Source organism: Parolsenella sp., assembly GCF_982402205.1.
Map to the genome: position 1 here is coordinate 1 of NZ_CEVYAT010000039.1, position 10,850 is coordinate 10,850.

The 10,850-nt window shown below is 64.6% G+C and carries 7 protein-coding genes and 4 tRNA genes; 3 read left to right on the forward strand and 8 right to left on the reverse strand.

Annotated elements, in window-relative coordinates:
* Window positions 1-495 precede the first annotated feature (495 nt).
* The 3 genes from AC1VTH_RS03640 (at window position 496) to AC1VTH_RS03650 (ending at window position 4,275) form a co-directional block, all read left to right on the forward strand.
* Window positions 496-1,971, forward strand: coding sequence for a PTS fructose transporter subunit IIC (locus AC1VTH_RS03640; protein WP_481334738.1), 1,476 nt, complete (start codon window positions 496-498; stop codon window positions 1,969-1,971).
* A gap of 134 nt (window positions 1,972-2,105) precedes the next feature.
* A complete protein-coding gene (locus AC1VTH_RS03645) occupies window positions 2,106-2,561 on the forward strand; it encodes a fructose PTS transporter subunit IIA (RefSeq protein ID WP_481334740.1) in 456 nt (151 codons plus the stop codon).
* A 751-nt stretch (window positions 2,562-3,312) separates the two neighbouring features.
* The gene (locus AC1VTH_RS03650; RefSeq protein ID WP_481334741.1) at window positions 3,313-4,275 is read left to right on the forward strand and encodes a hypothetical protein; all 963 of its coding nucleotides are present in this window, start codon (window positions 3,313-3,315) and stop codon (window positions 4,273-4,275) included.
* Here AC1VTH_RS03650 and AC1VTH_RS03655 read toward each other — a convergent pair whose 3' ends face one another.
* The 8 genes from AC1VTH_RS03655 to AC1VTH_RS03690 form a co-directional block, all read right to left on the reverse strand.
* Complete coding sequence (locus AC1VTH_RS03655; RefSeq protein ID WP_481334742.1) at window positions 4,276-5,130, reverse strand: DegV family protein; 855 nt, start codon at window positions 5,128-5,130, stop codon at window positions 4,276-4,278.
* A 654-nt stretch (window positions 5,131-5,784) separates the two neighbouring features.
* Window positions 5,785-5,859, reverse strand: a tRNA-Val gene (locus tag AC1VTH_RS03660).
* A gap of 317 nt (window positions 5,860-6,176) precedes the next feature.
* Window positions 6,177-7,142, reverse strand: a complete 966-nt coding sequence (locus AC1VTH_RS03665; RefSeq protein WP_301830674.1) for a putative ABC transporter permease — start codon at window positions 7,140-7,142, stop codon at window positions 6,177-6,179.
* Window positions 7,143-7,284: 142 nt separating this feature from the next.
* Window positions 7,285-7,358, reverse strand: a tRNA-Cys gene (locus AC1VTH_RS03670).
* A 41-nt stretch (window positions 7,359-7,399) separates the two neighbouring features.
* Window positions 7,400-7,475 (reverse strand) — tRNA-Gly (locus tag AC1VTH_RS03675).
* 520 nt (window positions 7,476-7,995) lie between these two features.
* Window positions 7,996-8,071, reverse strand: a tRNA-Gly gene (locus AC1VTH_RS03680).
* Between the two features lie 269 nt (window positions 8,072-8,340).
* Window positions 8,341-9,126, reverse strand: a complete 786-nt coding sequence (locus tag AC1VTH_RS03685; RefSeq protein WP_481334743.1) for an anti-sigma factor antagonist — start codon at window positions 9,124-9,126, stop codon at window positions 8,341-8,343.
* A 197-nt stretch (window positions 9,127-9,323) separates the two neighbouring features.
* A partial coding sequence (locus AC1VTH_RS03690) for a GAF domain-containing SpoIIE family protein phosphatase (protein WP_481334745.1) occupies window positions 9,324-10,850 on the reverse strand: 1,527 nt, incomplete at its 5' end.

Here is a 10,850-nt window from a genome sequence, read left to right on the forward strand (position 1 = left end):
GCGCATGGCGGCGCCACGGCACGCGCCACGCGAATTCTTCTCGGCCGCGTCGCGGCAGCCCGCCTGGCGCTCACCAGCCCGTCCTATGCTCGCGAGCGCCCCATCGCCCCGACCGCCTCGAACGCATCGCCTCACAAACCCCACGAACGCCCTTCTCGGCAGCAAATTCACTAGAACGCGCAGCTCACGAACTTGTATATCAATCAATGGGCAATCGTTTTCGCACGAGTTTCCAACGCGCTTTTATCGAATATCAAAGAATATTCTTGACAAATTGCGCACGATGCTTTTTCCGAGGTTCCGAGGTTAGTTAATCAATTAACAAAATGCGATGGCTATTCATCTACCTGCACGTTTGCCGATTTCGCGTTGCGCATATGTTAGTCCCTACGATAAAACACTTCCTGTCAAGCAGCCACGCCAAGGCTTGCAAAGGCACCGCAGCGCCCGCGGGCCCAACGTGGCATGGGACCAAGCTGGTCAAAGGAGGAGAACGTGAAGATCGTAGGAGTTAGCGCCTGCACCGTCGGCATTGCTCACACCTACATGGCCAAGAAGGCCATCGAGGACGAGTGCGCCAAGCGCGGCTGGGAGTGCAAGGTCGAGGCCCAGGGTGGTATGGGCATCGAGGACGAGCTCACGCAGGAGGACGTCGATTCCGCGGACCTCGTCATCGAGACGATCGACGTGGGCATCGAAGGCGAGGACCGCTTCGAGGCCAAGGCCACCGAGGATCGCCTCTACAAGGTTGGCACCGCCGACGCCATCTCCGACGCCGCCAAGGTGATCGATGACGCCCTGGCCGCCGCCGGCATCGACGCTTCCGCCACCGCCGCCAAGGCCGAGGCCGCGCCCGTCGAGGACGCCAAGCCCGTCGCCACCGCCGCTCCTGGTGGCCCCAAGCCCGCCGAGAAGAAGTCCATCTTCGCCGAGCCGGGCAAGACCCTGCTTAACGCCTTCAACACCGGCGTGAGCTACTTCATCCCCATCGTCGTCATCGGCGGCGTGTTCCTCGCCTTCTCCCTCGCCTCCGGCACCGCCGGCGCGTCGGGCATGGAGGTCACGAACCCGTTCATGGTGTCGCTGAACACCATCGGCATGGCCGGCATCTCGATGATGATCCCGGTGCTCGCCGCCTACATCGCCTACTCGATGGCCGGCAAGCCCGCCCTCGCCCCCGGCTTCGTGCTTGGTTACCTGGTTAACAACGCGGTGACCACCCCGAGCGGCGCCAGCGTCTCCACCGGCTTCCTGGGCGCCATGATCATGGCCGTCATCTGCGGCTACTTCGTCCGCTGGATGAAGACCTGGAAGGTCAACGACACGATCAACACGATCATGCCGATTCTGATCATCCCGATCCTCACCTCGCTCGTGCTCGGCATGGCCTACATCTACATCCTGGCCACCCCGCTCGGCTTCGTGATGGACTGGCTGACCGCCGCGCTCGGCAGCCTGCAGGGCGGCTCCGCCGTCGTCCTCGGCCTCGTCATTGGCGTCATGACCGCGTTCGACATGGGCGGCCCCATCAACAAGACGGCCTCCACGTTCACCATGGCCCTCATGGCCTCCAGCATCTACGGCCCCAACGGCATGTTCCGCGTCGCCGTCGCCGTCCCGCCGCTGGCCTGCGGCATCGCCTCGCTCGTTGCCCGCAACAAGTTCGATGACGCCGACCGCCAGATGGGCATCTCCGCCATCTTCATGGGCTGCATCGGCATCACCGAGGGCGCCATCCCGTTCGCCGTCAAGGACCTGGCCCACACCCTGCCGGGCATCTGCATCGGCTCTGCCGTGGGCGCTGGCCTCGCCGCTTTCCAGGGCATCGACTGCTACGTCCCGCACGGCGGCTTCATCGTGGCCCTTGCCACCAGCAACGTTGGCCTGTTCTGCCTTGACATCGTGATTGGCGCGCTCGTCGGCGCCGCCATCCTCGTTGTCATGAAGCCCAAGCTGGACAGCGCCAAGTAGTCTCGCTTTGCAACACCTGTGGCCCCGTGCGAGAATCTTTCGCACGGGGCTGCCTTGTTTCGCGGAGCGCGCAACGCCTGTGCCCCAATGGTCGGCCCAGCCCGCATCGCCCTCCCCTATAGAAAGGACTCACCATGAGCGGTTTTGTCAACGAGTGCAACATCCTGCTCAACCAGCACGCCACCAGCAAGGAGGAGGCGCTGCGCATCATCGCCGACGTCGCCACCAAGCTCGGCGTCGCCGATGACGCCGATGCCGTCTACCAGGCTTTCCTCGCCCGCGAGGAGATCGACAAGACCGGCATGGTCGACGGCTTTGCGGTGCCGCACTGCAAGAGCACGGCCGTGAAGAACGCCGCCGTCATCATCTTCAAGAACGACACCGCTCTCGAGTGGCCAAGCCTCGACGACAAGCCCGTCGACATCGCGATGGCCCTGCTCATCCCCGACTCCGAGGCCGGCTCCACCCACCTGCGCCTGCTGTCGAAGGCTGCCATGCTGCTCATGGACGACAACTTCAAGACCAAGCTGCGCGAGTGCAACGACGCCGCCGAGCTCGCCGCCACGCTCAACGTGGAGCTCGTCGCCTAAACGCGCATCGACGTTGCAACGCACCTAGGAAAGGCGGGAGCGGCCCGAATGGGCCGCTCCCGCCTTCTTTGTTGTTAGCACCCCATAGCCGTGAGCGCAAAAATCGTTGACCGCTGCCTCGTGCATTTCCGCAAGCCATCTCTCGCCAGCACTCGCGCTCGCGGCGGTCCTTCTCGTAAACCGCCAACCGACAAGCCCGCGTGCAGCCAACAGCGCCATTAAGGTCGGCACTCGCCTGCCTGAGGTTAGCTAGGATGCAAAACTCGCCCGCTCGAGAAGCGGTTTCGACCCGCTCGCCCGCAATCATCGCCTTCTGATTCAAATAGTTACATCAATTAGGTAACCTAATCCGAACTCAAAGAGTAGCCAGCGGACTCCCCTCTGCTTATCAGGCATTTTCATGCCCTGTGCGCCTACCTACTTAGGCATCCCCGAAGTAGGTTACCTAATTGGTGCACTTTTTATTAAGGGAGAATCTATGGAAGGCATCATTTGCGGTCCCTCGGCACTCAGCTACCTCAGGACACCACCCCAAGTGCTCGACTTGCTGCCAAGCATCCCCATCTCACAAGACCGGGCAACGCAGACATTCATATCGACAAGCCCAGCCTTTAAAGAACTCTTTGGCGAAACGGTTCATACACTCGTCTCAAGCGTCAGTGAACACACCAACGCCAAGCACATCAAGCAGCATCTTTGGTCGGGACCACTGCCACCGCAGGCAACTATAGATGGCCCCGTCGTTGGCACCGTGGCGTCTCCCCTGCTCACGCTCCTCACGCTCGCGCAGTACTGCACAGACATCGAGCTTGCCATGATCATGCACGAGTTCTGCGGCGAGTTCGCTGTCTATCGCCCGTCAGACGAGGTCGAGAAGGTCCTCCCTAAGACCAACGACGCGCGTTTGGCGTACGGCTGGGAGCGGGCGCCCTCAAAGGACAAGAGGCCCTCGAGCCTCTGGCAGCGCAGCCACCTCGTCGAGCCCCACGAGCTCGCGAGCTTTGCGCGCGAGGTGCGCGACCATCGCGGGGCGCGCCGTTTCGAACGGGCAGCAGCGATGCTTCAGGGCGTCACACTCTCGCCCCTCGAGGTGCGAACAGCCCTGCTCATGGGCCTACCACGCACGCTGGGCGGCCGCGGCATCAAGATCGAGACCAACGCGACCATTCGCTTCACGCAAGCGGCGAGCAAGATCGCCCATCGCAGCTACTGCATCGCAGACATCCTCATAACCTCGTCAGACGGCACGCACGTCGTCGACGTCGAGTGCCAGGGCACGAGCGCCCACGAAGGCATCGAGGCCAGGATCTCCGACGCCGACCGCACGACGGCACTCGAGTCGATGGGCGTGAGCGTTATCCTCGTCAGCCATGACCAAATCGCAAGCCACGACAGCTTCAACGTGGTCATGGACCTCGTCGAGCGCGAGCTGAGGCAGCGCCTCCCCGCCCAGACCAGTCGCATGGTCAAGAGCGAGGAAGCGCTGCGAGGAGACCTGTTTCAGGAGTGGGAGACGCTCGGGATGGCCCAGAACGATGGCAAGGTCGACGCCTCCGCCCGAACCAAGGCCGAGGCAAAGGCAAAGGCCAGGGGCGGCGCCAAGGCCGCGACCAAGCCGGGCACCGCAAAACACAAGGCCGAGAAGAACGCCGTCGCGGCAGCAGAGGCCAAGGAGACAACCATGGCCAAACCCAAGCAGACCCCCAAGCGCTAGCTACTCAGCCAGGGCAAACGCAAAGGCGAACGAGCCGGGGCCGCAGTGCGAGGTGATGACGTTCTGCGTGTCATACCAGCGAACCTCGGAGAAGCCCAGCTCGCGCACGCGCTTCTCGGCAGCCTGCTGAATCGCGAGCGGCAGGCCGCACGAGCGCACCAGAAAGGCCGTCGAGGTGTCGGGCGTACCCTGCACCAGCAGGTGGTCGATAAGGCCAAGGGCGCACGGCTCCATCTTGCCGCGCAGCTTCTTGGTGGCCACCAGACGGCCGTCAATGAGCTCGATAATGGGCTTGATGCGCAGCAGCGTGGCGCCCACGAAAGCGGCGTTGGACAGGCGGCCGCCGGCGCGCAGGTAACCCAGGTCGCCGGGAATAAAGCCCATGCGCACGCGGCGAGCGTAGGCCTGAGACCACTCGAGCAGCTCGGAGATCGTGATGTCGGGGTTAGCGGCGAGGTGCTCGGCCGTCTTGCGCACCACGAGGCCAAGGCCAATGGTCACGTGCGCGGAGTCGAACATCGAGATGTAATCGCGGCCCTCGGCAGCCGTACGGGCGCTCTCGAACGAGCAGGTCGTCACCGCAGAGTAGGCGATGTAGAGGATGTGGGCATCGGGGCGCTCGGCGTGGATGCGGTCGAAGACGGCCGCGAAGTCGGCGGGCATGCTGCCGCTCGTGTGGGGAAGAACGCCCAGCTGGCGGCACTCCTCGAGCATCTCGGCGGGGTCGAGCGAGCCGTCGTCGATCGTGACGTCGCCGATGGAGACATGCATGGGAACGATCTCGACGCCAAGCTCCGCGGCCTCGGCGGCACTAATGTCGCTTCCCGACTCGGTGACGATGACGATGTTGCTCATGGAATCCCCCTGTCCTCAGCCGCGGCGCGGCACGGTAAAGCGAGCGGCACGACGGCGCCGGCACGTTCGCGATTGACATAAAACCGCACGCAACAGCCCCAAAACTGTCACATATTGATAATTGTTGCACAGGCGAGCCGTCCCTATGTTCGATAACCAGATGTAAAGCTGGGGAACGGTAGCAGGCATCCCTATGCCGCGAAGACCCGGGGCGAGAAGAGCGAGAGGGGTCAAGACGAAAAGGGCGGCCCCGCCGAGAAGGCAAGGCCCTCCCGAATCGGGGGCGGGTATGGCATCAGAGCCCCAGAGCAAGTTTTCTGCCTGCGACAATAGCCAAGAGGGGCAGAAGAAGGTGTGGCGCGAGCGGAGAGGCGCCCAGGGGGTCGCAGTGGCCCAAGGAACACCGGCGCCGCCATCCGATATGCCGCGTAGGCCATCTCGCATAGAGCGGCCCCTTTGTGCGGGATCAGCCACTTCGCATTTGTCCCACTTTACGCGAGGATCGGCTAGTTCGTACCTCCCCACTATGTGCGACGACCGGCCCACTCGTGCTCGTCCCCACTAAGTGCAGGATCGGCCCGCTCGTACTGTCCCCGCGCATCGCCCCTACATACCAAAAGAGGCCGGAACCACTTGGTTCCGGCCTCGCCAATTTGGTGGGCGTTACAAGATTTGAACTTGTGACCTCTTCCGTGTCAGGGAAGCGCTCTCCCCCTGAGCTAAACGCCCGAAGCTTGGGGTGCGCGTTTCGGCGCGAGGAATAATATACTGAAGCTTCTGCCCCCGCGCAACCCCAAATCTCAACTTTTTTTGATTTGCTCGAAAAAGTTTGAGAAAGGCGAGGTAGATGCACCGTCAGCCTCAAAAGGCCGCAGCATTCTCGCACTCACGTCCGCAAGATGGGACATGCCGCGCCCCATGGAGTGCGGCACGGCGGCGCCCACGCTCGCCATACGCTGCACTACGCAGCCACCCGCGCACCCACGCGGCCAGCGAGCCACGCGCCTCGCACACTCGCGCAACCCGCAAGCCGCACCCCAAAGCGCCTACTTGTTGGGCTCCAGATCCTCCCCCACCACAAGGTTCTGGAACCGGTTCTCGATGAACTGGTCCGAGAAGTGCGCGTCAACGTACTCGTCCACCGGGTTCGCCGGCGGAATTCCCAGGTCCCTCTGCGCCTTGCGGTAGAAGCAGAACACCGTCGCGAGCATGTCCACGATGAGAAACGCCGTCATGAGCGCCACGAGGATCACCTGCAGGCGACTCGTGGGCTCACCGATGCGGTAGATCACCTCGGGCATAACCACGCGGCACCAGATGAGCCCGATGACGCCCCACGCAAAAATGAAACGCCACGCAATCCACTGGGTAATCGCGTCGGGCAGGCCAAGGTAGGTCCAGGACTGCGCATGGAAGAGGTTCTCCATAAGCATGCCCGTCGTCTGCTCCAGGCCACCACCGAGCAGCGCGGAGAGCACAAAGACCTGCCCCATGGGCGCCTTGCGGAAGTTCCACAGCACCATCGTGAGCAGGCACGCCCCAAAGCCGTACAGCGGCGAGAACGGGCCCCACACGAGGCCCACGCGCAGCTCGGTGCGCCCCGACGACACGAACATCCACACCATCTCGAGCACGAGCCCCGCCACGCTCGCCACCATGAAGATAATCACGTAGTGGTAGAACCCCGGCCGCATGTGGTCGAGGTAGTCCTCGCGCACCGCGGAGCGGGCCTCCTTGAGCGCCTGGACCTGCTCGGTCGAGAGCTTGGGCTTGGGCTGAGTCTTGAGGTCCGCGTAGGCTGGGTCGTGGCTCTTGTGCGCCCTGCGGCGCCGCGCGCGGTCGAGAATGACCTTGTCGGCGGCCTCGGTAAGCTCCTCGGGCACCTTGCCGCGCCGAGCCAGCACGCGGAAGCTGCGACCGCGCGCGAAGCGGTAGCCCACCATGCGCGCAAGGTACTGCACGAGCACGTAGACGAGCCCTATGAGCGCGAGAAGAATCAGGACGTTGAGCAAGGGAGCCCCTCACGAGACGGACGGCGCGAACGGACCCGCGCGCCAAGCCCTCCACAGGATGGCTGTTGGCGCGCCGGCTCTACCCCTATAGTATCCAAAAAAGAAACGACCCAACCGAAGCGGTTGGGTCGTACGAATTAGATGGAGGCGACGCCCAGATTCGAACTGGGGGTAGGGGCTTTGCAGGCCCATGCCTTACCACTTGGCCACGTCGCCATTGAAAAAGGGCCGGCCGGATGGCCGGCCCCGCATTCACATGGAGCGGACAACGGGGCTCGAACCCGCGACCCCCACCTTGGCAAGGTGGTGCTCTACCAACTGAGCCATGTCCGCGTGCGAGAAGATAGTATACGGAAAAGATCGCACGTTGCCAAGAGAAATCTTTGACGAATTTTGGCAGCATGATTTGGGGTCTAGAAGAGCGACGCGGCAAGCAGCGTTTGATTTAGAGAAGTGCTGCACAGAAGTCCGCCCCACTCCCCGAGCACCCACATTTACGCGCTCGGCCATCGAGTACCCCCATCGAGCACCCGGTTTTACGCGCTCGACCATCGAGCACCCGCTATTACGTGCTAGATGGTCTCGCGGTATGTAATAGCGGGTACTCGATGATTTAAGGGACGTAAAAGTGGGTGCTCAGGAATTCGGACGCGCAAGCAAAGCAGGGCAAAGAAGCGAAAGAGCTACAACCGCGCTTGAGCACACAGGCAGGTCACCAATCGCGCAGGCGCCCGAAACGTGCTCGATAGGTAACAAATAGGCCCTGGCGAGCCATGGCCTCCCCACGGCTCACGAGGCGCACATGCCTGATAGGTAACAAAAAAGCCCCGGCGAACCGGGGCTCTCAAATTCATGGAGCGGACAACGGGGCTCGAACCCGCGACCCCCACCTTGGCAAGGTGGTGCTCTACCAACTGAGCCATGTCCGCGTGCGAGAAAGTACTATACGCAAACTCCCGCCCTCGCGCAACATCATTTTCGAAAAAAATTTGAGCGTTTCTCAAAGTCGCAGGTCACAGCGCGAGAAGGGCAAAACCTCAAAACCCAGTCCAGGTCAGATGGCTACCGCCCGACCAGCAGCCCTGACGCCACGAGTCGTCGCAACCCTCGCCCACGTCCCGACCGCGTCCCCGCGCCACCGCGCCATCGCAGTCCTCGCCCGCGCTCCGCTGCGCCCTCGCGTCATCGCAGCCCGCGCTTACATCCCCGCGACGCGCTCCCCCGCCATCGGCGTGATGAGCTTCACGAGGCGCACCACGGTTCCCGCCCCGTTTGCCTTGCGGCCAATCTCGACCGAGTCCGCAAGCATCCGCATGAGCTTGATGCCGCGCCCGCGCTCGAGGTCCCCGCTCGTCTCGTCAGAAAGATCGGCCGCGTCCTCGGCGCCGTCGCCGGACCTGGTGGGGTCGAACCCGTCGCCGCAGTCGGCCACCTCGACCACCGCGCGGTCCGCGTAGACCGACACCGTGAGCAGCACGCCCTCGGCACTCGTGTGGTCAATCGCGTTACCCAGCGCCTCGCCGCCCGCGAGCGTCATGTCGAACACCTCGTCGGGCGTGAGGCCCGTCTGCGTGAGCAGCTGCTCGACGCGCCCGCGCGCCATCGACAGGCGCGACGGGTCGACCCGCATGGTGCCGTGCCACAGCGGCCGCACCGTGGGGTCGAGCGCGGGGATGGGCGGCTTGGGGCCCGCGCCCGTGACAGGCACGAAGTCGACCAGGCGGCAGATCACGAGCGAGCGATAGACCGACGCGCTGACGTTGACGAGCGACAGCAGCCCGCCAAGCTCGCGCAGCCGGCGCGCCTCTGAGAAGATGAGGCTCATGCCCAGGCTGTCGACGTAGGACGCCTGCGCCATGTTGAGGATGACGCGGCGGCACCCGCCCGCGATGCGCTCGTCGATGTAGGGGCGCAGCCGCGCGACGCAGCTCACGTCGAGGTCGCCCTCGACGGGAATCACGAGTATGTCGTCAGCGTTAGTCATAGGGGCATTCTGCCCACGCGGCCGCCGCTCTAACGCACGAGCGCCCACGTTGACCGCAAACGGCACGCAGAAGGCCTCTCAGGGCGCGAGAAGGACGCCAGGCAGGCACAGCCAGCAACGGGCACGCGTCGCTCGCACCCGCACTGCGGCCTGCGCACCACACACCGTCGCCGCACGCGTCGCCCCACGGCGCCGCCCTAACCCAGCTCGTCGAACCGCAACGTCACCATCGCAACGTCGTCGTCAAGGCTGCGCCGCGTGAACGAGTCGATACGTGCCAGCAGGCGGTCGAGCAGCCCCTCGTCGGACCCGCTCGTCTCCTCCATCACCGCGTCACGCAAGCCCTGCTCGCCAAAGAAGGCGCCGTGCGGGTCGCGTGCCTCGGTCACGCCGTCGGTGTAGAGCAGCAGGCGGTCGCCCACACGCAGGCGCACGTGGCCGTCGTGGTAGCTCATCGCCCTGAACGCACCCACCACGCCCGACTGCTCATCGAGGGTGAACATCTCGCGCGGCTCGGCGCGCAGGAAAATCGCGGGCGGGTGGCCCGCCGAGCAGTACGTGAGGGTCGCGCACTGCAGGTCGACGATGCCCACGAACATCGTGGCGAACGTCTCGAGGCGCGAGAACCCCAGCAGGAAGTTGTTGAGCAAGCGAATCATGCGCGCGGGCGGCTGACCCTCCCACGCGTAGGCACCGAGCGCCGTCTTGACGGCGGCCGAGACGCTCGCGGCCTCAACGCCCTTGCCCGAGACGTCGCCCAAAATCACGCAGGCGCGACGGTTGGGCAGGCGGATGAGGTCGTAGAAGTCGCCGCCCACGAGGGCCGCCTCGGTGGCCGACGAGTACAGCCCGTGGGCCGTGATGCCCTCGATGTGCTGCAGCTCGTTTCTCATGCCGCTCTGCAGCGCCTGCGAGATGCGCGTGTCCTTGATGCGGCGCTCGCCCGCCTCCGCGGCCTGGCGCACGTCGATGGCCACGCGGCGCAGAAAGTCGAGCTCGTCGGAGTCGATGGGCTCGGCGCCGGCATCACGCAGCACGAGGAAGCTGCGGCGCTCGCCGCCAAGCTCGCCCAGGTCGAGAAGGACGCCCGTGTCGTCGCAGCCCGAGACCTCGAGGGCCTCCACGAGCGCGCGGCTGCGCTCGATGGGCACCACAGCGATGCCCGCATCGGCGCGGGCGCTCACGAGCTCGTCTATGCCCGCGAGGATCGTGACCTCGCCCAGCCCGGGAAGGTCGGCCACGCACGTGTCGTTGAAGCTCTTGCAGATGAGGGGCACAAGCGTCACGTCGAGTTCCTTGCACAGGGCGTCAGTGAGGGGCGTGAGGTCGCCCTCGGGCGGGCGCGGGTCGTTCTCGACGATGTCGTGCAGGCGCTGGGCCAGGTCGTCGAGGCGCTGGGCGCGCTCGGCGCGCATCGAGGAGATGGCGGCCGCGAACTCGATCGAGAGGTACTGCGAGACCGAGTCGAGCAGGCGCGCGTCGTCGCGGCGCGAGGGGCGGGCCTCGGCCCAGCCCACCTCGATGATCGCGATGACGTGGCCGCCAAACCAGACGGGCACGCAGATGAGGCTCGCGAACGGTGGCACCTGGCGGGCCGGTATGCGGCAGCGCGCGCCTGACTCCTCATCGAGAAGGTCGCGCGTGGTGAGGGCGCCGGCGCGCAGGCTGCGCTCGGAGGGTGGCAGCAAGCGCAGACGCAGCGCGTGGCCCGCGCGGGTCACGAG